General features: G+C 72.7%; 21 protein-coding genes and 2 pseudogenes. 10 read left to right on the top strand and 13 right to left on the bottom strand.

The window, feature by feature from the left end; all coding sequences use genetic code 11:
* Positions 1–214: 214 nt before the first annotated feature.
* Genes Pma05_RS26365 through Pma05_RS26355 form a run of 3 tightly spaced genes read right to left on the bottom strand, consistent with a single transcriptional unit; the run spans position 215 to position 2,610 of the window.
* Complete coding sequence (locus tag Pma05_RS26365) at positions 215–679, bottom strand: hypothetical protein (RefSeq protein ID WP_203860163.1); 465 nt, start codon at positions 677–679, stop codon at positions 215–217.
* Complete coding sequence (locus Pma05_RS26360; protein WP_239313119.1) at positions 654–1,349, bottom strand: RNA polymerase sigma factor; 696 nt, start codon at positions 1,347–1,349, stop codon at positions 654–656. Before Pma05_RS26360 ends, Pma05_RS26365 begins: the two co-directional genes overlap by 26 nt.
* Positions 1,342–2,610 (bottom strand): S8 family peptidase, encoded by a 1,269-nt coding sequence (locus tag Pma05_RS26355; protein ID WP_239313117.1) that lies wholly within the window; start codon positions 2,608–2,610, stop codon positions 1,342–1,344. The genes Pma05_RS26360 and Pma05_RS26355 overlap by 8 nt, the downstream gene beginning before the upstream one ends.
* A gap of 229 nt (positions 2,611–2,839) precedes the next feature.
* Here Pma05_RS26355 and Pma05_RS26350 point away from each other — a divergent pair, with 229 nt between their 5' ends.
* Positions 2,840–5,452, top strand: coding sequence for a CHAT domain-containing protein (locus Pma05_RS26350; protein ID WP_203860162.1), 2,613 nt, complete (start codon positions 2,840–2,842; stop codon positions 5,450–5,452).
* Between the two features lie 112 nt (positions 5,453–5,564).
* Here Pma05_RS26350 and Pma05_RS26345 read toward each other — a convergent pair whose 3' ends face one another.
* The 6 genes and pseudogenes from Pma05_RS26345 to Pma05_RS44075 all read right to left on the bottom strand — a co-directional run bounded on the left by Pma05_RS26345 (position 5,565) and on the right by Pma05_RS44075 (position 9,703).
* Positions 5,565–5,972, bottom strand: a complete 408-nt coding sequence (locus Pma05_RS26345) for a Fur family transcriptional regulator (protein ID WP_203860161.1) — start codon at positions 5,970–5,972, stop codon at positions 5,565–5,567.
* Between the two features lie 46 nt (positions 5,973–6,018).
* The gene (locus Pma05_RS26340) at positions 6,019–6,318 is read right to left on the bottom strand and encodes an ArsR/SmtB family transcription factor (RefSeq protein ID WP_203860160.1); all 300 of its coding nucleotides are present in this window, start codon (positions 6,316–6,318) and stop codon (positions 6,019–6,021) included.
* Positions 6,319–6,424: 106 nt separating this feature from the next.
* Positions 6,425–7,300, bottom strand: a pseudogene (locus Pma05_RS26335) (metal ABC transporter permease); the annotation flags it as partial.
* Positions 7,297–8,043, bottom strand: a complete 747-nt coding sequence (locus tag Pma05_RS26330; RefSeq protein WP_372441563.1) for a metal ABC transporter ATP-binding protein — start codon at positions 8,041–8,043, stop codon at positions 7,297–7,299. The pseudogene Pma05_RS26335 and the gene Pma05_RS26330, both read right to left, overlap by 4 nt.
* A 113-nt stretch (positions 8,044–8,156) precedes the next feature.
* Positions 8,157–9,146 carry a metal ABC transporter substrate-binding protein gene (locus Pma05_RS26325; protein ID WP_203860157.1) on the bottom strand — a complete coding sequence of 330 codons (990 nt, stop codon included), beginning with the start codon at positions 9,144–9,146 and terminating at the stop codon, positions 8,157–8,159.
* A 134-nt stretch (positions 9,147–9,280) separates the two neighbouring features.
* Positions 9,281–9,703 carry a DUF6703 family protein gene (locus tag Pma05_RS44075; RefSeq protein WP_372441562.1) on the bottom strand — a complete coding sequence of 141 codons (423 nt, stop codon included), beginning with the start codon at positions 9,701–9,703 and terminating at the stop codon, positions 9,281–9,283.
* Between Pma05_RS44075 and Pma05_RS26315 the strand changes: the two genes are divergently transcribed.
* The 4 genes from Pma05_RS26315 to dusB all read left to right on the top strand — a co-directional run bounded on the left by Pma05_RS26315 (position 9,638) and on the right by dusB (position 13,557).
* Entirely contained in the window at positions 9,638–9,979 is a 342-nt protein-coding gene (locus Pma05_RS26315; RefSeq protein WP_203860155.1) for an antibiotic biosynthesis monooxygenase family protein, read from the top strand. The genes Pma05_RS44075 and Pma05_RS26315 overlap by 66 nt on opposite strands.
* 24 nt (positions 9,980–10,003) lie before the next feature.
* Complete coding sequence (locus tag Pma05_RS44070; RefSeq protein ID WP_372441561.1) at positions 10,004–10,753, top strand: Rv0361 family membrane protein; 750 nt, start codon at positions 10,004–10,006, stop codon at positions 10,751–10,753.
* 205 nt (positions 10,754–10,958) lie between these two features.
* Complete coding sequence (locus Pma05_RS26305) at positions 10,959–12,338, top strand: glycine--tRNA ligase (protein WP_203860154.1); 1,380 nt, start codon at positions 10,959–10,961, stop codon at positions 12,336–12,338.
* 40 nt (positions 12,339–12,378) lie between these two features.
* Entirely contained in the window at positions 12,379–13,557 is a 1,179-nt protein-coding gene (gene dusB / locus Pma05_RS26300) for a tRNA dihydrouridine synthase DusB (protein ID WP_239313162.1), read from the top strand.
* Between the two features lie 9 nt (positions 13,558–13,566).
* Here dusB and Pma05_RS26295 read toward each other — a convergent pair.
* Positions 13,567–15,279, bottom strand: a pseudogene (locus Pma05_RS26295) (beta-N-acetylhexosaminidase); the annotation flags it as partial.
* A 392-nt stretch (positions 15,280–15,671) separates the two neighbouring features.
* Here Pma05_RS26295 and ppdK point away from each other — a divergent pair.
* A complete protein-coding gene (gene ppdK / locus Pma05_RS26290) occupies positions 15,672–18,380 on the top strand; it encodes a pyruvate, phosphate dikinase (protein WP_203860151.1) in 2,709 nt (902 codons plus the stop codon).
* A gap of 62 nt (positions 18,381–18,442) precedes the next feature.
* On the opposite strand, the gene Pma05_RS42815 is transcribed toward ppdK, so the two are convergent.
* Entirely contained in the window at positions 18,443–18,940 is a 498-nt protein-coding gene (locus Pma05_RS42815) for a roadblock/LC7 domain-containing protein (RefSeq protein WP_239313111.1), read from the bottom strand.
* Positions 18,941–19,379: 439 nt separating this feature from the next.
* Between Pma05_RS42815 and Pma05_RS26280 the strand changes: the two genes are divergently transcribed.
* From Pma05_RS26280 to Pma05_RS26265, 4 genes are all read left to right on the top strand, one after another.
* A complete protein-coding gene (locus tag Pma05_RS26280; protein WP_203860149.1) occupies positions 19,380–19,733 on the top strand; it encodes a VOC family protein in 354 nt (117 codons plus the stop codon).
* Positions 19,734–19,767: 34 nt separating this feature from the next.
* Entirely contained in the window at positions 19,768–21,006 is a 1,239-nt protein-coding gene (locus Pma05_RS26275; RefSeq protein WP_372441560.1) for a deoxyguanosinetriphosphate triphosphohydrolase, read from the top strand.
* Between the two features lie 307 nt (positions 21,007–21,313).
* Entirely contained in the window at positions 21,314–22,009 is a 696-nt protein-coding gene (locus Pma05_RS26270) for an SDR family NAD(P)-dependent oxidoreductase (RefSeq protein ID WP_203860148.1), read from the top strand.
* Positions 22,010–22,018: 9 nt separating this feature from the next.
* Positions 22,019–23,626, top strand: coding sequence for an MFS transporter (locus Pma05_RS26265; RefSeq protein ID WP_203860147.1), 1,608 nt, complete (start codon positions 22,019–22,021; stop codon positions 23,624–23,626).
* A gap of 39 nt (positions 23,627–23,665) precedes the next feature.
* Here Pma05_RS26265 and Pma05_RS26260 read toward each other — a convergent pair whose 3' ends face one another.
* Entirely contained in the window at positions 23,666–25,153 is a 1,488-nt protein-coding gene (locus Pma05_RS26260) for a cation:proton antiporter domain-containing protein (RefSeq protein WP_203860146.1), read from the bottom strand.
* A 235-nt stretch (positions 25,154–25,388) separates the two neighbouring features.
* Positions 25,389–25,613, bottom strand: a complete 225-nt coding sequence (locus Pma05_RS26255; RefSeq protein ID WP_107263243.1) for a cation:proton antiporter regulatory subunit — start codon at positions 25,611–25,613, stop codon at positions 25,389–25,391.
* Between the last annotated feature and the right edge of the window lie 98 nt (positions 25,614–25,711).

The raw sequence follows: 25,711 nt of genomic DNA, 5'->3' as shown, positions 1-25,711 counted from the left end.
GAAGAATTACCCGCCAATTTGTATCAACGGCGCTCGACGGTGCTCTTGTACGACCGCGGGTCCGCCACCGCGTGCGTCGGCCCTCGGCCGCGATGGACGTACGCCGGCCGCCCGGTCGGGGCAGCACCGGTCGGGGCAGCACCGGTCGGGGACGCCGGCCGATCGGGAGTGACGCTTCGCCGGCCCCGGACGGTGGCTGGTGGTCCGGGGTCGGTCAGCGGAGCGAGACCCAGCTGGTCGCCACCGCGTAATCCGAGGTCCGCGCGTGCAACTGGACCGGACCGGACGGCGGCGGACCCAGCGAGAAGAAGCCGACGGCGTCCACTGGCACCTCCTCGTACGGGCCGCGCGGGGTACGGACGAGGACCCGGCCGCTGCGAGCGGGAGAGATCTGGCCGACGATGCCGGTTCCGGTCACCTCGATCGCCACGACGACCGGACCGGCGTGGAACGCCAGGGCGCGGGCGGAGCCGGCGGACCTGGTCATCCCGGCGGGCTCCGGGTCGCATGCCGAGTCGAAGGTCAGTTCGGCGAGGGCCAACTCGGCGTCCACGGTCCGCCAGCTGAACGCCGCGTAGCCGGCGGCCAGGAACTCCTCCGGCGGCGGTCCCGGATCGCGTAGGGCCTCGCCCAGCTCGCGCAGCAGGGCGTCGTCATCGGCCGGCGGCCACTGCCCCATCGCGATCACCTCCGCTCCCCTCGGCGTCCGAGGACGCCCCGACGAACGCGGCGAGCGCGGGGGAGTTGCGCAGCTTCCGCAGACATCGCGCCTGCGACGGGCCGATGCTGCCGATCGGCATGCCCAACCGTTCCGCGATCTCCCGGTAGCTGGTCGGTGGATCGGCGACCAGCAGGGACAGCAACTCCCGGCAGCGGGCCGGAAGCTGGCCGAAGCCGTCCCGCAGCGCCTGCCGGCGTTCCGCCCGGAGCAGGTTCTCGTCCGGGGCCGTCAGGTCCGGCGGCAGCAGGGCGCCGATGCTCGCCTCGACGTCGTCGAGCGGGTCGAACGGCTGGGTACGCCGGCCGACCCGGACCAGCCGGTAGCACTCCCGTCGGGTGGTGGTGGCGAGCCAGGTCGCCAGGGCGGCCGGCTCGCGTACCCGACCCAGGTGCTCCACCAGACGCAGCCAGACGGTCTGGTGCACATCGGCCGCGTCGGTCCGGTTCAGCCGATGCGAGCGGATCACCGACAGCACCAGCGGGGTGTAGCGGCGGACCAGCTCGGCCCAGGCGAACTCGTCACCGTCTGCTGCGGCGGACACCAGACCGGCAAGGACCTCGGCCGTCGCCTGGACCTCCGGCGCCGAGCCGGCCTCGGGAGAGGTGGCCGGGTCCGGACGCTCAGTCAACGAGTACGCCGTAGCCGGGGTGCCAGGCGGGCTGGCTGAGCAGGAACTGGCGAGCCTGCTCGGCGTCGAGCCCGGTGGCGGTCATCACGGCGGCCAGTCGGCCCGAGACGTGTGCCGCCGCGAAGGAGGTGCCGGCCCAGGCCGCGTACCCGAGGAACTGCTTGGCGGGCCGTCCCGGCAGCAGCAGTCTGCCGTCGACGTAGGTGCTGGTCCGCTCGCCGTCGGCGCACGCGTCCACCCAGGACCCGAAGCCGCTGTACGGGGCGGGCACCAGCCCGGTCGTCCCCCGGCTGACCGCGGCCACCCCCAGTACTCCGGGCAGCGCGGCCGGCCAGGCCGGCCGGTTGGTACCGGTGTTGCCGGTGGCCGCGACCACGACGACGCCCGCCGGCCGGGCGGCGAGGACATTCGTCAGCGGCAGCGGCGGCAGGTCGTCCTGAGTGAGACAACCCAGCGACAGGTTGATGATCGACACCTGCGGGCTGAGTGCGGCCAGGGCCGCCGCCAGCATCTCCTCGTCACCGACGCCGATCGGGTTCAGCGCCGGCTCGGGATCGAACCGCACGCCCGGGGCGGCCTGCCGGACCACTCCGGCGACGAAGGTGCCGTGACCGCCCTGCGGGCCGAGCACGTCGGTGTGCAGGTAGAGCGGGTCCTCGTCGTCGACCTGCGGCAGGTAGCTGCCGCCGAGCCACTGCGGGTGCCGGGTGCCGGCCAGTCGCCAGACCCCGGTGTCGCAGATGCCGACAGTCACCCCGGCGCCGTCCCCGGCGTGCGCCGGGTCCGGCGCGGGCAGCGCGGCGGCGACCTGCGGCGGGCCGCCCGGGTTGCCCATGATGTTGCCGTAGCCCAGTAGCACGTGGTGCGGTTGCACCCGGGGGACCGGCTGGCCGGGCCACTGCTGGGGATCGCGCAGTTTGGTCACCACGGACGGGACGTCGGCCTCCCGATCGAAGTGCAGCCGGGTGACGCCGGCGAACCGACCGCCCGGGGTGACCTGGTGCCCGACCTTCCGCAGCGCGGTTATCACGCGTTGGGTGTCCGGGTCGGCCACCAGCAATTGCCGGGGGCGGTAGAGAAACTCCCGGCCGGGCTCGCCATGCGGTAGTACGCCGGGATCGGTCGCCAGCAACTGCTGGAATGCCCGCTGGTATGCGGCGTCGTCATCGCTCTCGGCGGCGGCCGGCGCCGGTCGCAGCCCGACACCCAACGGTGTGGCCGCGGCCAGCCCGGCCAACGCCATCAGATGCCGACGGGACAATCGATTGATCGGGCGCGGCGCGACGGGACGGTCAGGCGACACCGGTCCTCCAAATACGCGAAGAAGGTGCGGTCGACGAGCCAACTCCTTGAACGCCCCCGTGCCGTCAATTCTTTTCCGATGATAGTCGATTGTCAATGATGACGGATCCTGAAGGCGCTGGGATATCGCCTCTTCCCGGATAACGGTGCAGATTGACCGAAGGCCATTTATCGGGGATTCTGTCCGCATGGGTGACAGCGCCGGCTCCGTCGCTCCCACGGCCCGGGCCGCGCTCGACGCCGTTCAGCGCTATCCCCGGGAAGCAATCATGATCGGGCGGCGGGTGCTGGAGACCGGGCAACCCGACGCGGACGAGCGCTCCACCGCGGAGCGGGCGATCGGGCTGGCCCTGCGGGAACTCAACGACCTGCCGGGGGCGCTGCGGCATCTGCGCCGTGCGCTGCGGGCCGCCGGGTCACCCCGGGTGGCGGCACTGGCCAGGATGAGCCTCGGCTTCGTGTTGGCCAACGCCGGCCGTACCTCCGCCGCACTGGCCGCGGTCACCTCGGCGCTGCCCCAGTTGACCGGCGCCGACGCCGGGCGGGCCCGGATGCAGCGGGGCGTGGTGCTGCACTTCCGCGGCCAGTTCGAGGCGGCGGTCCGGGAGTACGGGATCGCGGTGGACATCGCCCAACGCGAGGGTGACCTGCTGCTGGAGGCGCGGGCCCGGAACAACCGGGGGCTGCTGAACGCGCACCGGGGGGCGAGCCTGGGCGCCGACGACGACCTCGGCTCCGCCGCCGCCATCTTCCAACGGCTCGGGCTGGACCTGGCCGCCGCCGACGTCCGGTGGAACCTCGGCATCGCCGCGAGCCACGGCGGCGACATTCCTGGGGCGCTGCGCCGCTTCGCCGCCGTCGAGGAGGAGTACGCCCAGCTCAAGGTGCCCCGACCGGCGCTGCTGCTGGACCGGTTCGAGCTGCTGCTCTCGGTGCCACTGGTGGACGAGGCGGTCGAGGTGGCCAGCCTCGCCGTACGGGAGCTGCAACGGCGCGGGATGGCGTCTGACCTCGCCGAGGCGCTGCTCGCCCGGGCCCGGGCCGCGTTGCTCGCCGGTGACCTGACGACCGCCACCGAGGCCGCCGCCGCGGCACGGGTCCGGTTCCGCCGTCAGGGGCGCCGCACCTGGGCCGCCTTCGCCCGGCACGTCGAACTGCGCGCGGAACTGCGCCGGGGCACCCGCTCGGCGGCGTTGCTGGCCGCGATGGTGCGTACCGCCGACCAGCTCGACGCCACCGGTTGGCCGGTCCCGGCGCTGACCACCCGGATCGAGGCCGCCGGGCTGGCCGCCGCGCTGGGTCGTACCGGGCGGGCGCTCGAACTGCTGGCGGTCGCCGCGCGGGCGCGCCGCCGGGGGACGGCGTCGCGGCGGGCGCAGGGCTGGTACGCGCTGGCGCTGTCCCGGCGGCTCGGCGGCGACCACCAGGGTGGCGCCCGGGCGTTACAGCGCGGACTGGCGGTGCTCGACGGCCACCGGGCCGCGCTGGGCGCCACCGAACTGCGCGCGCACAGCGGCGCACACGGCCAGGAACTGGCGGCCGAGGGAGTGGACCTCGCGATCAGCTCCGGTACGCCCGCCCAGGTGCTGGCCTGGACGGAACGGTGGCGGGCCAGTGCGCTGCGGATGCGGGCCGTGCTCCCGCCGCAGGACGTCGGGCTGGCCGCCGCCCTCGCCGAACTGCGGATGGTCAGCGGCGCGCTGGAGGAGGCCCTGCTGACGGGCCGGCCGGTAACCGCACTGCGCCGTCGGCAGGCCCGGCTGGAACGGCACATCCGGGAACTGGCCCGGGGGGTCGACGGCGGCGGCGGACTGCTGGCTCCACCGGGTGTGCACACCCTCGGCGAGTGCCTCGGCCGGGCCGTACTGGTGGAACTCGTGGCCCACCGGGAGCGGCTCCGGGCGGTGCTGCTTCGGGACGGTCGGGCGACCCTGCACGACCTCGGCCCGCTGGAGGCGGCCCTGCACGCGGCCCGGCTGCACCGGTTCGGGCTGCGCCGGTTGGTCGTCACCGGGGACACCCCGGACGCGCGGGCCGGGGTCGCGCATGCCTCGGCGGCACTGGACCGGCAGCTCTTCGAGCCGCTGCGGGCACGCCTGGCCGACCGGCCGCTGGTGATGGTGCCGATCGGGGCGTTGCACGCCGTTGCCTGGGCCGGGTTGCCGACCTGCGCCGGTCGGCCGGTGACCGTGGCTCCGTCGGCGACGGCGTGGCTGCACGCCGCCCGCCGTACGGTGCCGGACGGATCGCCGCTGTTGGCCGCCGGTCCGCGCCTGCCGGCCGCCGAGACCGAGGTACGCCTGCTGAGCCAGGTGCTGCCCGGGGCGCGACTGCTGGCCGGAAAGGGCGCGACCGCGGAGGCGGTGACCACGGGGCTGGACGGGGCCCGGCTGGCACACATCGCGGCGCACGGGACGTTCCGGGCCGACAACCCGCTCTTCTCCACACTGGAACTCGCGGACGGCCCGCTGACCGCGTACGAGTTGGAGCGGCTGCCCCGACCGCCCGGCTGTGTCGTACTGTCCGCCTGCGACTCGGGGCTGTCCGGGGTACGCCCCGGCGACGAGGTGATGGGGTTCACCTCGGTGCTGCTGGCCCTCGGCGCCAGCAGTCTGATCGCCGCCGTGCTGCCGGTGCCGGCGGACCTGACCACCGCGCTGGTGCTGGACCTGCACCGCCGGATGGAGGCCGGTGTCCGGCCGGCGTCGGCGCTCGCCGCCGCCCAGCGGGAGTTCACCGCCCTCGGCGACGGCTCCGCGCAGGCCACGGCGGCGGCGTTCGTCTGCTTCGGGGCGGGCTGACCGGGCCCAGGTCACCGCCCGGCTGCCGGCTCAGCTCAGATCACCGGCCGGCTCAGCTCAGGTCACCGGCCAGCGTGGCCGGCTCAGCTCACCGGCCAGCGTGGCTGTTACGTCAGCGACGCGCGCACTCCGGGCAGGTGCCGAAGATCTCCAGGGTGTGGCTGACGTCGGAGAAGCCGTGCTTGTTGGCGACCCGATCGGCCCAGCTCTCCACGGCCGGCCCCTCCACCTCGACCGTACGCCCGCAGGCCCGGCAGACCAGGTGGTGGTGGTGCCCCTCGCTGCACCGCCGGTAGAGGTGCTCGCCGCCCGGCGGGCGCATCACGTCGATCTCGCCCGCGTCGGCGAGCCCCTGGAGGGTGCGGTAGACGGTGGTCAGGCCGACCCGCTCGCCCCGGCTGCGCAGCATCGCGTGCAGGTCCTGGGCGCTGTGGAAGCCTTCGACCTCGCCGAGCAGTGCGCTGACCGCGCTGCGCTGTCGGGTGTTGCGTACCGCCGTACCGCTGTCCGCCGCCACCATCTCGCCCTCCTCGCGTCGTGGTCAGTTGCCTCCCGGGACGTCCCCGTCAGGTGGCTTCCCCCGAATGGCTCACCGCGTCCGCCACGATATGCGCGATGTGCTCGTCGACCAAGGTATAGGCGATTTCCCGACCGCGTCGTGAGCCGCGTACCACCCCGGCTCCGCGCAGCACCCGCAGGTGCTGGGAGACGAGCGGCTGCGGGGCGCCGAGCGTTTCCACCAGTTCGTGTACGCATCGTTCGCCGTGCGCGAGTTCGCTGACGATGGCGAGCCGGATCGGTGCGGCGAGCGCTCGTAGCAGCTCACCGGCGCCCGCATAGGCCTCGTAGGCGTTTGTGCTCGTCACCCCGTAACGGTAACCGTTGTTAACGGCGTACTGCCGTTCGGTGCGGGGTTTCAAGGTCAACCGGTACCGGCCCGGCCGTCGGGGCCGCGTCCGGGGTGGTCCGCCGGGCGGAGTCGAGCACCACGTCACAGGGCTCGACGTGCGGCTCCGGCCCGGGTACGGCCCGCCGTCGGGCCAGCGCCCGGCGTACCGCCACGCCCACCGAGACCACCAGGAACAGCGCTATCGCCAGGATCACGATGGTGGCTCCGAGCGCCGTGTTGGCGGTGCCGGCCAGCCACACCCCGGAGCCGGAGGCGAGCAGCCCCAGCCCCATCGCGGCGAGCATGGTGCCGAGGAAGCCCCGGGTGACGAGTTGCGCGGTGGCCACCGGCACCACCATCAGGGCGCTGATCAGCAGCAGCCCGACCGCCCGCATCGCGATCGTCACGGTCACCGCCGTGGTCACCGCGAGCAGCAGGTTCAGCGCCCGGACCGGCAGCCCGGAGACCCGGGCGTACTCCTCGTCGTGGCAGATCGCGAAGAGCGCCGGGCGCAACGCGACCATGGTCGTCAGGACCACCGCCGCGAGGACCACGATCACCACCAGATCCTCCGGCGACGTCGTGGTCAGCGAGCCGAAGAGGTACGCCATCAGGTTGGCGTTGCTCCGGCTGCCGGAGAGCCCGACCAGCATCACGCCACCGGCGATGCCGCCGTAGAAGAGCATCGCCAGCGCGACGTCGCCGGACGTCCGGCCGCGTTCCCGGATCAGTTCGATGGCGACCGCCGCGACCGCCGCGACGATCACCGCCGTCAGCACCGGGGACTGGTCGAGCAGCAGTCCGACCCCGACCCCGGTCAGCGCGACGTGCCCGACCCCGTCACCGATCAGCGACATCCGGCGCTGCACCAGATAGACGCCGAGCGCCGGGGCGGCCAGCCCGATCACCAGCGCCCCGACCAGGGCCCGGATCATGAAGTCGTACTGGAAGAGGCTCATGCCCGTCCACCCCACATTCCCGTCGACTCCTCCGGCGCGTGCGGGTGGACGTGGTCGTGTCCGGGCGCGGCGTGGTGCCCGACCGGTTCCGGCACCGCGCCGTCGTGCGCGATCGTTCCCTCGTGTACGACCACCGCCCGGCTGATCACCCCGGCCAGCGGCCCGAGTTCGTGCGCGACCAGCAGCACCGTCCCGCCGTCGGTGACGAACCCGCGCAGCGCCTCGGCGAAGGCGTCCTGGCTGGCCGAGTCGACCCCGGCGGTCGGCTCGTCGAGGACCAGCAGCTCCGGCCGGCCGGCCAGCGCCCGGGCGATCAGGGTGCGCTGCTGCTGGCCGCCGGAGAGGGTGGCCACCGGGTCACCGGCCCGGTCGGCGAGCCCGACCGCCGCCAGCGCCTCGGCCACCGCCGCCCGGTCGACCCGTCCCGGCGGCCGGAACACGCCCCGGCGGGCCAGCCGTCCCGAGGCGACCACCTCGGCCACGGTGGCCGGTACGCCGCTGCCGGCGCCCATCCGCTGCGGCACGTACCCGATCCGGGCCCACTGCCGGAACCGGCGCTGCGGGGTACCGAACAGGGTGACCGCCCCGGCGGCCAGCGGCACCAGGCCGAGGATCGACCGGATCAGGGTGGACTTGCCCGAGCCGTTGGCGCCGAGTACGGCGACCACCTCGCCGGGGTCGATCCGCAGCGAAACGCCCCGCAGCACGGGCCGGTCGTCGTAGGCGACCACCCCGTGCTGCACGGTGACGACTGAACCTTTTTCAACCTCCCCTTGCGGTTCCACGGACCGCGAGGTCGGACGCGGTGTGTGAGCGCCGCGCGGTTCAGGTTGGAAAAGGTTCACAGGTTCGGTCATCAAGAGCATCCCAGTGCGGTCTGCAGGGCTGCGAGGTTGCTGCGCATCACCGAAAGGTAGTCCCCGGTACTGCCGGGTTGCAGGCCCTCGATCGGATCCAGTACGGCGGTCTTCGCCCCGACCTCCCGGGCGATCGTCTCGGCGACCTTCGGGCTGACCAGGGTCTCGAAGAAGATGGTGGTGGTCCTGTGCTCCCGGGCCTCGGCGGCCACCTCGGCCAGCCGCTGCGGGGCCGGTTCGTCCTCCGGGGTCAGCCCGGAGATGCCGATCTGCTCCAGTTGATAGCGCTCCGCCAGGTACGCGAACGCGGTGTGGCTGGTCACCAGTTCCCGCCGCTGGCAGGTCTTCAGCCCCTGGGCGTACTCGGAATCCAGGGTCTCCAGTTCGGTGCGCAGCGCCTTCGCCCGGGCGGTGTAGTCGGCGGCCCGGTCCGGGTCGACCGCACCCAGCCGCTCGGCCAGCCTGTCGGCGATCCCGGCCAGCCGGCTCGGGTCCAGCCAGACGTGCGGGTCCTTGCCGTTCGTCCCCTCCGCGTGCTCCTCCTCGGCACCCGGCTCCTCGGCCGCGCCCTCGCCCTCGTGCACGCCCTCGCCCTCGTGCTCGTGCCCGCCGGCGGTCGCGGCCAGCAGCGGCTGCACGGTGGCCACGTCGAAGGCCCGGTCGCCGGCCTGCTGTTGCACCGCCTCGTCCACGCTCGGCTGGAAGCCGGCCAGGTAGACGACCAGTTCGGCGTCGGTGACCTGGCCGACCTGGCCGGGGTTGAGTTCCAGGTCGTGCGGCTCGGCGCCGGGCTTGGCGAGGTTGGTCACCCGGACGGCGTCCCCGCCGACCCGCTCGGTGACGAACTGGAGCGGATAGAAGGCGGCGACGACGTCGACCCGGTCGGGGTCGGCGCCGGGGCCGTCGGTGCCGCAGGCGGCGGCGCCGGTCAGCGCGAGTAGGCCGGTGGCGGCGAGGGCGACGGTACGGGGGGCGGAGCGGATCACCATGCCGTCCACTCTCCGCGACAATGAGAATGATTGTCAAAAACGCATGCTTGCATGAAACCGCTTCACGTGGCCGTGCCGGTCGCGTCGAACCGGGCGAGCCGGCCGATTTCGTGGGATCATCAGGGGTCGGGCGGTCAACTGAGGATCTTCATCAGCGCGGCGCCGACCAGCAGGGTCAGGATCACCAGCCGGAGGATCCGGGTCGCCGGGCGCTGCACCGGCCAGGTGGTCACCAGCAGCGCGGCCAGCCCGACGGCGAGCGCCAGCAGCAGTGCTCCGCCGACGATCCCCGGCGCGAAGAGGCCGACCAGCACCAGCACCAGTGCGGCCAGGAACACGCCGGTGGGGTTGACCCGGGCCAGCCGGGTCAGCAGAACGCTCTGCGTACGCTGCATCCCACAGACTCTACGAGATCTCGGTGCCCCGGCCGGTGAGCTGTCGCCAGCGACACCCCCGCTCGCCGGGCCGGGGCCGACGGCAGGGAGGCGTACGTGCTCGTGACCAACCGGTTCGTGGTGCCGGAGGAGAGCGCCGGAACCTTCACGGAACGGGCCCACGCCGCGCTGGCCGCCCTCGCCGCCCGGCCCGGATACCGCCGGGGCCAACTGCTGCGGGCCCTCGACGACCCCCGGCACTGGTGCCTGGTCACCGAGTGGGAGTCGGTCGGCACCTACCGGCGGGCCCTCGGCGCCTTCGACGTCAAGGTCAACGCCACTCCGTTGCTCGCCGAGTCGCTCGACGAGCCGTCCGCGTACGAGGCGCTGGCCAGTGCCGAACCGGACGGTCAGGTCGAAGTCACCCCGAGCGACCGGGCCGCTGACTCCGGCCGGTGATGACCCGGGCACTACCCTTGCGCCATGACCGTTCCCGGACCGCCCGGCGGCCCGTCGTCCTCACCCGAGTCCGTCCGGGCTGACGACCCGGCCCCGTCCGGCGGACCCGTGCCGCCGCCCGGCGGGTACGGCCCGCCACCCGGCAACGTCGGCTCGCCGCCGCCCGGGTACCCGCCGCAGCCGGGACCGCCGGTGCCTCCGCCCGGGTACGGGCCGCCGCACCCTGGCGGGTACGGGCCGCCGCAGCCGACCGGGTTCGGGATGCCTCCGGCCGGGTACGTGCCGGTGCCGCCGAGCGTGCCGGCGCCGCCACCGGGCCCCGGCGCCGAGCCGCTGTTCGCCGCGCCGCCCAGCGAGGGGCGTGGGGTCCGGTTGTGGCTCGGGCTCGGGGTGGCCGCGCTCGCCGTCGTACTCTTCTGCGGCGGTGGCGGAGTGGCCCTGGTCGGCCTGCTGATCTCCGGCTCACAGGCGTTGAACGAGCAGGCCAGGACGGTGGTGACCGACTACCTCGACGCGATCGACGACGGGGACTTCCGCAAGGCGTACGACCTGCTCTGCGAGTCCGCCCAGCAGCGGGAGTCGCCGGCCGAGTTCGAGCGTCGGGTCGAGGCCGAGCCGGAGATCGCCTCGTTCCAGATCGGCGACGTGTCGTTGACCACCGAGCTGAGCGTGCCGGTGGACGTGACCTACGCCAGCGGGGGGCAGGACAACCTCCAGGCCCTGCTGGACCAGGACCAGACCACCGGCGGACTGCGGGTCTGCGACATCAGGTGACCCGTGGCCTGCCCGCCGGGCGGCGGCGGTACGGCCGCCGAGGTGGAGTAATCTGCTGGGCTCGGGCCGCAGGTGACCGTACCGTTGTGCGGAGCACCGCCCGATCCAGGTCCGAGTGCCGTCCCCGTCCGCCGTCCCTGACCGTTGTCCCCGTTGACCGCCCGTTGATGTCCCCGCCGGCCGCCAGCCGGTGTAGGAGGTAACCATGCCAGCCGACCGTATCGACGCCGTCGTCAGTCTCGCGAAGCGCCGAGGCTTCGTCTTCCCGTCCAGCGAGATCTACGGGGGCACCCGGTCGGCCTGGGACTACGGCCCGCTCGGCGTCGAACTGAAGGAGAACGTCCGGCGCCAGTGGTGGCGGACCATGGTGCAGCAGCGGGACGACATCGTCGGCCTGGACTCGGCGGTGATCCTCGCCCGGGACGTCTGGGCCGCCTCCGGCCACCTGGACGCCTTCGTCGACCCGCTGACCGAGTGCCAGTCCTGCCACAAGCGGTTCCGGGCCGACCACCTCGAAGAGGCGTACGCGGAGAAGCACGGCCAGCCGCCGGCCTCGCTGGCCGAGCTGAACTGCCCGAACTGCGGCAACAAGGGCACCTTCACCGAGCCGCGGATGTTCAACGGTCTGATGAAGACCTACCTCGGCCCGGTGGAGAGCGAGGAGGGCCTGCACTACCTCCGGCCGGAGACCGCGCAGGGCATCTTCGTCAACTACAACAACGTGGCCGCCTCGGCCCGGAAGAAGCCGCCGTTCGGCATCGCCCAGGTCGGCAAGTCGTTCCGCAACGAGATCACCCCGGGCAACTTCATCTTCCGGACCCGCGAGTTCGAGCAGATGGAGATGGAGTTCTTCGTCGAGCCGGGCACCGACGAGGAATGGCACGAGTACTGGCTGCGCGAGCGCTGGAACTGGTATATCGACCTCGGCCTCTCCGAGGAGAATCTGCGGTTCTACGAGCACCCGCAGGAGAAGCTGTCGCACTACTCGAAGCGGACCGTGGACATCGAATACCGCTTCCGGTTCGGCGGCACCGAGTTCTCCGAGTTGGAGGGCATCGCCAACCGCACCGACTTCGACCTCTCCACGCACAGCAAGCACTCGGGCGTCGACCTGTCCTACTTCGACCAGGAGAAGCAGCAGCGCTGGGTGCCGTACGTGATCGAGCCGGCCGCCGGCCTGACCCGGGCGGTGCTCGCCTTCCTGCTGGAGGCGTACGACGAGGACGAGGCGCCGAACACCAAGGGCAGTGTCGACAAGCGCACCGTACTCCGCTTCGACCCGCGGCTCTCCCCGGTGAAGGTGGCCGTGCTGCCGCTCTCCCGCAACCCCTCGCTCTCCCCGAAGGCGAAGGACCTGGCCGCCGCGCTCCGCAAGCGCTGGGTGGTCGAGTTCGACGACTCGCAGGCGATCGGCCGCCGCTACCGCCGGCAGGACGAGATCGGCACCCCGTTCTGCGTCACCGTCGACTTCGAGACCCTGGACGACAACGCCGTGACGGTTCGTAACCGGGACAGCATGTCCCAGGAGCGGATCTCCATCGACCAGGTCGAGCGCTACCTCATCGAGCGCCTGCCCGGCTGCTGACCGGGGTGTCATGCTCGAACGCGTGACCTCGACCGAACGCGTGACCTCGACCGACCTCGCGCCACCGGCCGCTGCCCGCCTGCTGCACCTGGGCGGGCACGCGGTCTGGCCGCCGGTCGTACTCGCCCCGATGGCCGGGATCACGAATGTCGCCTTCCGGCGCGTCTGCCGGGAACAGGGCGGCGGCCTCTACGTCTGCGAGATGGTCACCACCCGGGCACTGGTCGAGCGAAACCCGAAGACGCTCCGGATGGTCGCGTTCGGCGGGGACGAGCGACCGCGCAGCCTCCAGCTCTACGGGATCGACCCGGAGGTGACCTCGGCGGCGGTCCGGATGGTGGTCGAGGAGGACCTCGCCGACCACGTCGACCTGAACTTCGGCTGCCCGGTGCCGAAGGTCACCCGGAAGGGCGGTGGGGCGGCGCTGCCGTGGCGCCGCCGGCTCTTCGCCCGGATCGTCCGAGCGGCGGTCGAGGCGGCGGCCCCGGCCGGGGTGCCGGTGACGGTCAAGATGCGCAAGGGCATCGACGACGACCACCTGACGTACGTGGAGGCGGGGCTCGCCGCCCAGGACGCCGGGGTGGCGGCGGTGGCCCTGCACGGGCGTACGGCCGCGCAGCGGTATTCCGGTACGGCGGACTGGGACGCGATCGGGACCCTGAAGCAGGCGCTGGACGTGCCGGTACTCGGCAACGGCGACATCTGGGAGGCCGACGACGCGCTCCGGATGCTGGCGCAGACCGGTGCGGACGGTGTGGTGGTCGGCCGTGGCTGCCTCGGCCGGCCCTGGCTCTTCGCGGACCTGGCAGCGGCCTTCGACACTCACCCCGTACGCCGACTGCCGGCGCTCGGCGAGGTCGCGGCGACCATGCGCCGGCACGCCGAACTGCTGGTCGAGTGGTTCGCCGGGGGCGACCGGCCGGACACCGCCGAGCGGGACGGCTGCGTCGACTTCCGTAAGCACGTCGCCTGGTACCTCAAGGGTTTCCCGGTCGGCGGTGAGCTGCGCCGGGCCCTGGCGATGGTGAGCGGCCTGGCCGAACTGGACGACCTGCTCGGCAAGCTCGATCCGGCCGAGCCGTTTCCGCTGGACACCCTCGGCCAGCCCCGGGGCCGGACCAACTCGCCCGGCAAGGTCTTCCTGCCGGACGGTTGGCTGGCCGACCGGGACAGCGCCGAGGTGCCGGCCGGCGCCGAACTCGCCGACTCCGGCGGCTGATCCCACCGGTCAGGTGATCGGCACCGGCTGGTCGTCGGCGGGCGGCGGCCCGCTCCCGGGCGCCGCGTCCGCCGAGGCACCGGCGTCGCTCGCCGTCGATCCGGCGGGCCGGGGCTCGGGTACGACCGGAGCGCCCGTCCACGGCACCTCGGGCGAGCGGTGGAAGGTGATCCCAGCCGTGCTCCAGCGCACGCCCTGACCGGCCAGCCGCAGCCGGAAGTCCGCCCAGTCCCGGGCCTCGGCCGGTGACCAGCCCAGTTCGGCGATGGCCGGCAGCCGGGGGAAGGTCATGAACTCGATGTCGCCGACCGTCCGGATCGTCTCCGTCCAGAGTGGCGCCTCCACCCCGAGCACCGCCTCGGCCGGTACCCCGGCCAGATAGTCGCCGGGATCCCAGTCGTACGCCGCGCGCACCTCGACCAGCCCGGCCCAGTCCTTGCCGAGCGGGGTCGCCGCCGAGTACTTCATGTCGAGATAGCTGCGGTTGCCGGGCGAGAGCAGCACCTTCGCGCCGTCCCGGACCGCGTCGGCCACCACCGGGTCCTCGGTCGTGGTGCCCCAGTACTGGATCACCCGCCCGGCGCTGTGCTCGGCGACGGCGAGCTGGTGCCAGCCGAGCACCCGCTTGCCGTGCCCGGTGACGATCCGCTGGACCCGGTTCATGAACCGGGTGTAGTCGGCCCGGTCGAGGGTGAACGCCTCGTCGCCGCCGACGTGCAGGTAGCGGCCCGGGGTGAGCGCGGCGACCTCGCCGAGCACGTCGTCGACGAACTGGTAGGTCCGCTCGCTGTCGACGGCCACCGCGCTGAACCCGACGTCGGTGCCGGTGTATTCCGTTGGGGCCACCCCGTCCGGCGCGAGTTCCCCGTACGCGTTCAGGGCCGCGTTGGTGTGCCCGGGCAGGTCGATCTCGGGCACGACGGTGATGTGCCGGGCCGCCGCGTACGCGACGATCTCGGCGTATTGCTCCTTGGTGTAGTGGCCGCCGGGGCCGCCGTCCACCTCGGTGCACCCGCCGACGCCGGCCAGCCGGGGCCAGGAGTCGACGGCGATCCGCCAACCCTGGTCGTCGGTGAGGTGCAGGTGCAGGTGGTTGAGCTTGTATCGGGCCAGGTGGTCGACGAAGCGCAGCACGTGCGGTACGGCGAAGAAGTGCCGGGCCACGTCGAGCATCGCGCCCCGGTAGCCGAACCGGGGCTGGTCGTCGATGGTGCCGCCGGGGATCGCCCACGGGCCGGGCTGCCGCCGGGCCGACTCGATCTTCGGCGGCAGCAACTGCCGCAGCGTCTGTACCCCGTAGAAGAGCCCGGCCGCGGTGCGGGCCCGGACCAGCACGCCGGTGGCGGTGATCTCCAGCCGGTAGCCCTCGGCCGAACCCTCGCCGGTCGCCGTTTTACCGGACCGGCCCGACGACACCTCGTCGCCGGTCAGCAGCAGGGAGATTCCGCCCGGTACCTCGGCCTGGCCGGCGGCGACCACCGGCAGCGGATAGCCGGTGGGTCGGCGCAGCAGCTCCGCCAAGTGCCGGCCGACGGCGCTCGCCTCGGGGCTGGGGGTGGTCCGGATCGTGGTGCCGGGGGTCAGGATGAACTCGACCCCGGCGGCCGGCACGACCCGGGCGGGGGCGGGCAGCACGTCGGTCAGCCGGGGCGGGGTGTCGCCGGTGGTCGCGGGGGTGGACCGGGACTGGGTGGTAGGTCGCACGGCAGATCTCTCCGGGGGGAGCCGCAGGTGATTTCCGGGCAAATCTCATGAAACGTACGTTCGAAATGGCCACGTGTCAAGGGCTGGTCACCCTGTGATGCGAGCCTTTCGGCTACGGCCTGTCGATCTAGCTCAACGCCGGGGCGATGCCGATTTCTTCCGTCGACCCGGCGACAAGCCCGGCTGACCGATCTTGCTCGTGGAACCGTTCCCACAAAACCTCACGAACACGTACAGCCTTCGCGACTGTGCGGATTGTCACCGAACGGTCCCAACGGGGCTGCCGGTCGCTTAGCCTTCGCCCACCAGCAGCCGGCGGTTTTCCCGCTGGTACGGGCAACCGTCCCCTGGGTACCTACAGAGCGGCTAAACCTTCGTTCAGTGTCGGACGGCGCACGTGGGAGGGTCCGTTGACAGCGCAGCAGACGGCGGGACACAAGTACGTTTACGACTTCACCGAGGGCAACAAGGACCTGAAGGACCTGCTCGGTGGCAAGGGCGCGAACCTGGCCGAGATGACCAACCTCGGGCTGCCGGTGCCTCCCGGGTTCACCATCAGCACCGAAGCCTGCCAGGCATACCTGAGCACCGGGGCCCAGCCCGCCGGGCTGGCCGACGAGATCGACGCGCACCTGTCCGCACTGGAAGCGGCGATGGGCAAGCGGCTGGGTGAGCCGGCCGACCCGCTGCTGGTCTCGGTCCGCTCCGGGGCGAAGTTCTCCATGCCCGGGATGATGGAGACGGTGCTGAACGTCGGGCTCAACGACGCCAGCGTGACCGGCCTCGCCAGCCAGGCCGGCGGGAACGAGCGGTTCGCCTGGGACTCCTACCGCCGACTCATCCAGATGTTCGGCAAGACGGTCTGCGACGTACCGGGCGAGGACTTCGCGCACGCGCTCGACGACGCCAAGCGGGCCAAGGGTACCGAGAACGACCTGGACCTGGACGCGGACGACCTGCGGGCGCTGGTCGACGCGTACAAGACGATCTTCCGGAAGCACACCGGCCGGGAGTTCCCGCAACAGCCCCGGGAACAGCTCGAACTCGCCGTCAACGCGGTCTTCGAGTCGTGGAACGCCGAGCGGGCCGTGCTCTACCGCCGGCAGGAGCGGATCCCGGCCGACCTCGGTACCGCGGTCAACGTCGTCGCGATGGTCTTCGGCAACCTCGGGCCCGACTCCGGCACCGGAGTCGCGTTCACCCGCGACCCGGCCAGCGGCGCGCAGGGCATCTACGGCGACTACCTGGCCAACGCCCAGGGCGAGGACGTGGTGGCCGGGATCCGCAACACCGTACCGCTGCAACAGCTCGAAGAGCTGAACAAGCCGGCGTACGACGAACTGCTGGCCATCATGGCCCGGCTGGAGGGGCACTACCTCGACCTCTGCGACATCGAGTTCACCATCGAGCGCGGCAAACTCTGGATGCTCCAGACCCGGGTCGGCAAGCGCACCGCCGCCGCCGCGTTCGTGATCGCCGCCCAACTCGTCGACGAGGGCCTGATCGACCTGGACGAGGCGCTGCACCGGGTCAACGGCGCGCAGCTCGCCCAGCTCATGTTCCCCCGGTTCAAGCTCGACGCCGACCTGACGCCGCTGGCCCGGGGCATCGGCGCCTCGCCGGGCGCCGCCGTCGGCAAGGTGGTCTTCGAGGGGAGGCGGGCGGTCGAGCTGGCCGACGCCGGCCAGGACGTCATCCTGGTCCGCCGGGAGACCAACCCGGACGACCTGCCCGGCATGATCGCCTCGCGCGGCATCCTCACCTCGCGCGGCGGCAAGACCAGCCACGCCGCCGTGGTCGCCCGGGGAATGGGCAAGACCTGCGTCTGCGGCGCCGACTCGCTCGACGTCGACGTGCGGCAACGGAAGTTCACCGTGGACGGCCAGACCATCTCCGAGGGGGACGTGGTCTCGATCGACGGCACCACCGGCAAGGTCTACCTCGGCGAGGTGCCGGTCTGGCCCTCCGAGGTGGTGCGCTACTTCGAGGGCAGCGTGGACGGGGCGACCACGGACGATCCGCTGGTGGCCGCCGTACACCGGATCATCGAACACGCCGACGCCCAGCGGCGGCTGGGCGTCCGGGCGAACGCCGACACCGGCGAGGACGCGGCCCGGGCCCGGCGGTTCGGGGCCGAGGGGATCGGCCTGTGCCGGACCGAGCACATGTTCCTCGGTGACCGGCGCACGCTGGTCGAGCGGCTGATCCTCTCCCGCACCGACGATGAGCGGCAGGCGGCGCTGGCCGAGCTGCTGCCGTTGCAGCGGGCCGACTTCGTCGAGGTCTTCCGGGCGATGGACGGCCAGCCGGTCACCGTCCGACTGATCGACCCGCCGCTGCACGAGTTCCTGCCCTCGCTGGAGGAGCTGGCCGTGCACGTGGCGGTCGCGCACGAGCGCGGCGAGGACGCCGCCGGGGACGAGGCCCTGCTCAGCGCGGTACGCCGGATGCACGAGCAGAACCCGATGCTGGGCCTGCGCGGGGTCCGGCTCGGCCTGGTCATCCCGGGCCTCTTCGCCATGCAGGTGCGGGCGATCGTCGAGGCGGCGGTGGAGTGCGCCCGCAACGGCGGCACCCCGAAGCCGGAGATCATGGTGCCGCTGGTCGGCGCGGTCCAGGAACTGGAGACGGTACGCGCCGAGGCCGAGAAGATCATCGCGGAGGTGACCCGGGAGCAGGCCGTCGAGGTACTGATCGGCACCATGATCGAGGTACCTCGGGCGGCGCTGACCGCCGGGCAGATCGCCGAGGCGGCCGAGTTCTTCTCCTTCGGCACCAACGACCTGACCCAGATGGGCTGGGGCTTCTCCCGGGACGACGTGGAGGGCGCCTTCTTCTGGCGCTATCTGGAGCTGGGCATCTTCGGCATCTCGCCGTTCGAGTCGATCGACGCCGACGGGGTCGGCCGGCTGGTCCGGATCGCCACCGACGAGGGCCGGGCGGCCCGTCCCGGGCTCAAGCTCGGGGTCTGCGGCGAGCACGGCGGTGACCCGGACTCGGTGCACTTCTTCCACGAGGTGGGCCTGGACTACGTCTCCTGCTCGCCGTTCCGGGTACCGGTGGCCCGGCTGGAGGCCGGTCGCGCGGTCGTCGAGTCCACCGGCTCCGACAGCCGCTGAGCGGATCGTGGTCTGTTACTACCCCTGATGGGGTAGTGGCAGACCACGATCCAGTCGCGTCGCTACTGGTGGCCGGGGGAGCGGGGGGAGGACCAGAGGCCGGCGGGGAGGGTGGCCATCGGGGTGCGGGTGGCGAGTGGCGCGTCCGGGTCGGTGGCCGGCGGGATCGCGGTCGCGACCGTCGGCTGCCGCACGGCGTCCCAGAGCGCGCCGAGTCGCTGGGCGGCCGGGCGGGCCTCGGCGTGCAGCCGGGTCAGGTCGGTCTCCGGGCGGACCACGGCGGTCAGGATCGCCTCCTCGCCGGCCGGGTAGACGACCACGCTGCCGTCCGCGCCCCGGACCACGGACTCCCGCAGCGGCCCGTGCCCGACCAACTCGGCGAAGCGGCCACCGATCCCGAGGCCCGCCGCGGAGAGGGCGGCGATGTGGTGCGGGTCGATGCCGGGCAGGTCGCCGGCGACCAGCAGCCCGTCCACTGCGGCCAGCACGGCACCCGATATCTCCGGCACCGCGCGGCGCAGCCGGTGCAGTTCGGCCAGCAGGGCGGCATCAGTGTTCACTGGTGACCTCTCCTTGGCGTTGGTCCGTGCCGCTGGACTTTGCTCGATGTGCCGGCGCGTTCCGCCGTGGCTTCGTTGCCGCTCGACGTCGCCCGGGCGCCCTCCGGCGGCGTTGCCACGCCGTCGTCCGGCGCGGTCCGGCGCCGCCCGTGGGCGGGCTGCCGCCCTGGTGCAGCGCCGCCCGCTGTTCGCCGACCGCCGCCGGTGGTTCCCCGCCCGGTAACCTTCCGACTCCGGCACGCTACACCGGGCGAGGTCTCGGCGCCGTCCCATGACCATCGGCGATTGTCCGGCAACTCTCGGCTGTTCGGCGGTTGCGTACGCAGGGCAGCTCGACCGCGGGGTGTGTCGGGCGTTCGTTGGTGCACCCGAGCGGCGAACCCGGGCGTAACCTGATCGACACGCGAACTTCGTTTCCCTCGTAACGGAGGTGTGGCCCATGGGCAGCGTGTGGGAAAACCTGGTGGTCGATGCCGCCGATCCGGCCCGGCTCGCGCGCTGGTGGGCCGAGGCGCTCGGCTACCAGATCGTCGCCGAACTGCCGGGCGAGGTGGAGATCCGCCGGACCCCCGACACGCTGCCCGGGCTGGTCTTCGTGCCGGTGACAGAGGGCAAGGAGACGAAGAACCGGCTGCACATCGACCTCCGCCCGGCCGACCAGGAGGCCGAGGTCGAGCGGCTGGTCGACATGGGCGCCCGGCACGTCGACGTCGGGCAGTCGCCGGACGACACCTGGACCGTACTGGCCGACCCGGAGGGCAACGAGTTCTGCGTACTCGCCCGGCGGGGTTGACGGGGCCGGGGTCGGCCGGGTGAAGATCGGTGGCGTGATCAGCCAGCCTGACGCGGAGCGCCGGGTGGCCGAACCGGCGAAGGACAGCGGCTACGGGCGGAGCCCGTACCAGCGGGACCGGGCCCGGGTGCTGCACTCGGCGGCGTTCCGGCGGCTGGCCGCGAAGACCCAGGTGCACACCGCCGGCACCGACGACTTCCTCCGGACCCGGCTCACCCACTCGCTGGAGGTTGCCCAGATCGCCCGGGAGATGGGCGCCCGGCTCGGCTGCGACCCGGACATCGTGGACGTGGCCGGGCTCGCGCACGACCTCGGGCACCCGCCGTTCGGGCACAACGGCGAGGACGCGCTCGACGTGCTCGCCGCCGACTGTGGCGGCTTCGAGGGCAACGCACAGACGCTGCGGGTGCTGACCCGGCTGGAAGCCAAGGTGTACGGCCCGGACGGCACCTCCGCCGGGCTCAACCTGACCCGGGCCGCCCTCGACGCCACCTGCAAATATCCGTGGCCGCGCCGGCCCGGCGAGCGCAAGTTCGGGGTGTACGCCGACGACGCCGACACCTTCGGCTGGCTGCGCCAAGGCGCCCCGGACGGCGACGTACGCTGCCTGGAAGCCCAGGTGATGGACTGGGCCGACGACGTGGCGTACTCGGTGCACGACGTCGAGGACGGCATCCACGGCGGCCACCTGCGGCTCCGGCTGGCACAGTTGCGGGTCGACGCCGACGAGCGGGCCGCGCTCTGTGCCGACGTCGCGGGGCGCTACTCGACGGAGTCGGCCGGCGACCTGGCCGAGGTGCTGGCCGGGCTGCTCGCCGACCCGGTGCTCGCCCCGCTCTGCGACTACGACGGCAGCCACCGGGCACTGGCCGCGTTGAAGGCGAGCACCAGCGTGCTGACCGGGCGCTTCGTCGCGGCGGCGGTAGAGGCGACCGAGCAGCGCCACGGTACCGGCCCACTGCGCCGGTACGCCGCCGAACTGCTCGTACCCGGGCGGATCCGCGCCGAGTGCGCGCTGCTCAAGGGGATGGCGCTGCGCTACGTGATGCGCCGTCCCGGCGCGCAGGACCGGTACGAGCGCCAGCGGGAGATCCTGACCGAGTTGGTGGCCGCGCTGCTGACCCGGGCACCGGACGCGCTCGACCCGGTCTTCGCTCCACTGTGGAAGGCGGCGCCGGACGACCCCGCCCGGCTGCGGGTGGTGGTCGACCAGGTCGCCTCGCTCACCGACCCGGCCGCGGTCGCCTGGCACGGTCGACTCACCGCCACCTGACACCGGCGACCCGCCGTTGCGTGACACCGCCGATTCACCGGAGGCGACGCCCAGTTGGAGGCGCCGGTCCGGGCCGGCCGGGCAGGTCGCGGTGTCGACCCGGGCCGGCTGGCCGATCCGCCGGTGCCGTCACCGACCGGATGTCCTGAATCGGCCGCCGACCGGCCCGTTGTACCGAATCGCCCGGCCCGGCGCCGCCGATCATGCCCCCGGGCTGCCCGATTACCCGATCATGGCCGCACGCCCGCGCCACAGGTGGAACTCTCGTTGACATGGACCGCGTCGTCGACGAGGAGCTGGAGCGGGCATGGATCCCAGGACATTCGTGGTGGACGGCGGCACCAGCGGGCTCGGGATGGAGGTCGCCCGGATCCTCGCCGCCGACCACCGGGTCGTGATCCTCGGCAACGTCCCCGACGAGGTGTCCCGGGCCCGTGACGAGCTGGGCTGCGACGGCATGGTCTGCGACATGTCCCGCAGCGAGCAGGTCCGGGACGTCCTGGCGGAGGTCGTCGTCCGGTACGGCCCGATCGACGGCCTGGCGCACTGTGCGGCGATGTGGGCCGGTGGCAAGCTGGAGGAACTCGCCCCGGAGACGATCCGCCGGGCGATCGAGGTGAACGTGCTCGGCACGGCGTACCTGCTGCACGAGGCGCTGCTGCGGATGCGCGAGCAGGGGTACGGCAACATCGTCTACGTCAGCGCGCTCGCCACCGACGTACCCCGGCCCGGCATCCCGCTCTATCGGGCGACGAAGAGCTTCGGCACCAGCCTGGTCGAGTCGCTGGCCGAGGCGCAGGGCACGAACAGCATCAAGGTGATGGAGATCCACCCCGGCCCGATGCACACCCGGCTACAGGAACGGGTCGGCGCCGACTTCCTCGACACGATCTTCGCGCTGCCCGAGCAGGTGGCGACCGAGGTCGTCCGGCTGATGCTGCTCGGCGCCGACGACCTCTACGTCTCGGGGCAGAGGGTGCTCCGCGCCGACGGACGTTGGTAACCCGGGGCGATGGTCAGCGCCGGGCCGGCCTCCGCCGAGCCACCACCCTCGGCGTGGGCGCCACTGCGGGTGGCGACCTACCGCAGCCTCTGGGTGGCGATGCTGGTGGCCAACATCGGCACCTGGATGCAGACCGTCGGCGCCCAGTGGTTGCTGATCGACGAACGGAACGCCTCCACCCTGGTCTCCCTGGTGCAGACCGCCAGTACCCTGCCGATCCTGCTGCTCGCGCTGCCGGCCGGCGCGCTGGCCGACACCCTCGACCGGCGGCGGCTGCTGATCGCCGTGCAGTTCTTCATCGTCGCCGTGGCGCTGGCGCTGACCCTGCTCACCGCGACCGGCCACATGCCGCCGGCACTGCTGCTCACCCTCACCTTCGCCTTCGGGGTCGGGCAGGCGCTCACGCTGCCGGCCTGGGCCGCGGTCATCCCCGACCTGGTACCGCGCAACCTGTTGCAGTCCGCCTCCGGGCTCGGCTCGATCAGCGTGAACGTGGCCCGCTCGGTCGGCCCGGCGGTGGCCGGCCTGCTGATCGCCTGGACCGGCGTACCGCTGGTCTTCGCCCTCAACACCGTGGCGTTCCTGTTCTTCGCGTTCACCCTGATCCGCTGGCGGGCCGGCAGTTCCCGCTCGGTCGAGGTGCCGGAACGGTTCACCGCGGCGCTCCGGGCCGGCGGCCGGTACGTCCGGCACTCGCCGATCGTGCAGCGGCTGCTGCTCCGGGCGCTGCTCTTCCTGGTACCCGGTAGCGCCCTCTGGGCACTGCTGCCGCTGATCGCCAACCACCGGCTCGGGCTCGGCGCCGGCGGGTACGGCGTACTGCTGGCCGCGCTCGGTGTCGGGGCGGTGGCCGGCGGGTTGGTGCTGCCCTGGGTACGGGCCAAGTTCTCGCCGAACCTCTTCCTGCTCTTCGCCGGACTGACCTACGGGACGGCGATGCTGGTGGTGGCGCTGGTCCCGGTCGAGGCGTGGGTACTGGTCGCGCTGGTACCGGCCGGGCTGGCCTGGGTGACGGTGCTCTCCAACGTCAACGCCGAGATCCAGCTCTTCCTCCCCGGCTGGGTACGCGCCCGCGGCCTCGCCGTCTACCAGGTGGTCTTCGCCGGTGGGCAGGCGATCGGCGCGCTCGTCTGGGGCGTGGTGGCGGACGCGGCGGGTCTGGTCCTGGCGCACGTGGTCGCCGGGCTGCTGATGATCCTCGGCGCGCTGACCGTGAAGGTGTGGCCGCTGCCGGACCTGCGCGCCGTGGAGCGGGACCCGGCGACGCACTGGCCCGACCTCGACCTGGTGCACGAGCCGGACCCGAGCGTCGGGCCGGTGATGGTGGTCATGACGTACACCGTCCGGGCGGAGCACCGGGAGCGGTTCGTCGCCGCCATGGAGGAGGTCCGGGCGGCCCGGCAGCGTACCGGCGCGTCGCGCTGGGGCCTGTTCCGGGAGGGTGAGTCGGCGGACCTCTTCGTGGAGGTCTACGAGCTGCCCTCCTGGGACGAGCACCTGCGCCAGCACGGCGGCCGGCTGACCAAGGCGGACCAGGCCGCCGAGCTGCGGGCGCTGGAACACGCCGAGGGGGTACCGCAGGTGAGCCACCTGCTGCCGGCCGAGGCCAATCCCTGACGTGTCTTCCTGGCGACGTGTCTTCCTGGCGCGGCCGGGTCAGGACTCCACGGGTTCCCGGGGGCCGATCGGCTCGCGGACCAGCGCGCCGTCGACGTAGCAGTACTGCCAGTCCTCGCGCGGCTCGAGCGAGCGGATCAGCGGGTGGCCGGTCTCGTCGAAGTGCGCGGTCGCGTGCCGGCCCGGCGAGTCGTCGCAGCAGCCGACCGCGCCACAGGTCAGGCACATCCGCAGGTGCACCCAGTCCGCACCGGCGTCGAGGCACTCCCGGCAGGCGTCCCCGTCGGTCTCGGTGATCTGGATCCGGCCGAGGTGCGTGCAGGCGGTGCTCATGGTCTCCTCGCGGACGTACCGCCAGCGGGACCGGAGGAACTGGTCCGGGATGACCCGGGCCAGGTAGCGGGACTGCGCCGCGAACATCGGGCTGAGCACGGCGAGGACCAGGACGTAGAGCGCGACGAACGGTCCGATCCGGTCGTCGAGCCCGGCGCCCAGCGCCAGGGTGGCCAGGATCAGCGAGAACTCGCCCCGGCCCAGTACGGTCAGCCCGACGTTGGCCGCACCGCGCTGGTTGAACCCGAAGAGCGAGCCGGTGACCAGGCCGGCGCTGATGTTCACCACGATCGTCACCGCGACCGCGACCGCCACCGGTACGGCCACCGAGCCGAACGCCCCGACGTCGATGCTCAACCCGAAGCCGACGAAGAAGACCGCGGCGAAGACGTCCCGCAGCGGCAGGACCAGCCGCTCCACCCGCTCCCGTACGGCGGTCCGGGCCACCACGAGGCCGATCATGAGCGCGCCGATCGCGTCGGAGACGCCGACCTCGGCCGACAGCCCGGCGACCAGCACCACCAGCCCGACCATCCCGATGGCCAGCAGTTCGTCCTCGTGGCTGCCGATCAGCCAGCCGATCGCCCGGGCGCCCCACTTCGCCACCGCCACCAGCAGCAGCAGGTAGCCGAAGCTCATCCCGATGTGCAGGGCGATCTCGCCCGGGGAGGAGGCGCCGGCCAGGATCGGGGAGAGCAGGGCCAGGTAGAAGGCGAGGAAGAGGTCCTCGATCACGATGATGCCGAGGATGATCGGGGTCTCGGCGTTGGCCAGCCGGCGCAGTTCGATGAGCAGCTTGGTGGCGATCGCCGAGGACGAGATGCCGAGCGCCCCGGCGATCACCAGGGCCTCCGGGGTGCCCCAGCCGAGGGTGAAGCCGAGCGCGAGCCCGGCCCCGACGTTCAGCCCGATCGAGCAGCCGGCGGCGATGAAGAGCCGTTTGCCGCTGCCGAACACCTGCCGTACCGGGAACTCGACGCCGAGGTTGAACAGCAGCAGTACCAGGCCGATGGCGGCGAGCAGGGCCAGGTCCTCGGGATGCTCGATCAGCACCGGGCCGGGGGTGGCCGGCCCGAGCAGGATCCCGGTCAGCATGAAGAACGGCACGCTGGGCAGACCGACCCGCCGGCCCGCCCGGGCCAGCAGGCCGGCGACCAGGACGATCGCGCCGAACCCGATCAGATCGGCGTGCATGGGGTCTCCAATCGGGTGGCGTCTCGGGTGGCGTCGCGTCGGGCCGGGAAACCCGGTGACGTCAGGCGGAGGGCATCAGACCTCGGGCATCGGGCGGAGGGCGTCGGGCGTCAGGCGGGGGCACGAGGCGGAGGGCATCAGGCGTCAGGCGGAGGGCATCGGCGAGGACGTCGGGCGTCGGGTGACGAAGCGTCGCGTGGAGGGCGTCGGGTGGAGGGCGTCGGCTAGGCCGTCGTCAGGCGAAGAAGGTCCCGCCGAGTACGGCGCCGACCTTGCGGGACTGCTCCTCGGAGAGTTCGACCACCGCGGTGGGCTCGTCCGAGCGGGAGGTGAAGACGTAGAGGTCGCGGGTGCCGTCCCGGCGTACCACCACCGAGACGCGGGTGCCGCCGTGTCCGAGATCGATGTCGTACCGCTTGCCGATGCCCGGCAGCTCCTGCACGTGTACGCCCTGGCCCATGACCTCTCCCCAGACGAATGGCCGCCCCCCGGGGCGGGCCGACAAGTCGGCGGCCGGCCGGTCAGGGGGTGGTCCGTGCCGCCAGCCTACGTCCGCAC

Source organism: Plantactinospora mayteni (assembly GCF_016862935.1).
Lineage (GTDB): Bacteria > Actinomycetota > Actinomycetes > Mycobacteriales > Micromonosporaceae > Plantactinospora > Plantactinospora mayteni.
This window is presented reverse-complemented; position numbering and strand designations above follow the sequence as displayed.

Bases quoted from the DNA above. Each gene is read 5' to 3' on its own strand.
- Pma05_RS26365 (WP_203860163.1), bottom strand. From the start codon at position 679: ATGGGGCAGTGGCCGCCGGCCGATGACGACGCCCTGCTGCGCGAGCTG.
- Pma05_RS26350 (WP_203860162.1), top strand. From the start codon at position 2,840: ATGGGTGACAGCGCCGGCTCCGTCGCTCCCACGGCCCGGGCCGCGCTC.
- Pma05_RS26345 (WP_203860161.1), bottom strand. From the start codon at position 5,972: ATGGTGGCGGCGGACAGCGGTACGGCGGTACGCAACACCCGACAGCGC.
- Pma05_RS26325 (WP_203860157.1), bottom strand. From the start codon at position 9,146: ATGGTGATCCGCTCCGCCCCCCGTACCGTCGCCCTCGCCGCCACCGGC.
- Pma05_RS44070 (WP_372441561.1), top strand. From the start codon at position 10,004: ATGACCGTTCCCGGACCGCCCGGCGGCCCGTCGTCCTCACCCGAGTCC.
- Pma05_RS26305 (WP_203860154.1), top strand. From the start codon at position 10,959: ATGCCAGCCGACCGTATCGACGCCGTCGTCAGTCTCGCGAAGCGCCGA.
- Pma05_RS26280 (WP_203860149.1), top strand. From the start codon at position 19,380: ATGGGCAGCGTGTGGGAAAACCTGGTGGTCGATGCCGCCGATCCGGCC.
- Pma05_RS26270 (WP_203860148.1), top strand. From the start codon at position 21,314: ATGGATCCCAGGACATTCGTGGTGGACGGCGGCACCAGCGGGCTCGGG.
- Pma05_RS26265 (WP_203860147.1), top strand. From the start codon at position 22,019: ATGGTCAGCGCCGGGCCGGCCTCCGCCGAGCCACCACCCTCGGCGTGG.
- Pma05_RS26260 (WP_203860146.1), bottom strand. From the start codon at position 25,153: ATGCACGCCGATCTGATCGGGTTCGGCGCGATCGTCCTGGTCGCCGGC.
- Pma05_RS26255 (WP_107263243.1), bottom strand. From the start codon at position 25,613: ATGGGCCAGGGCGTACACGTGCAGGAGCTGCCGGGCATCGGCAAGCGG.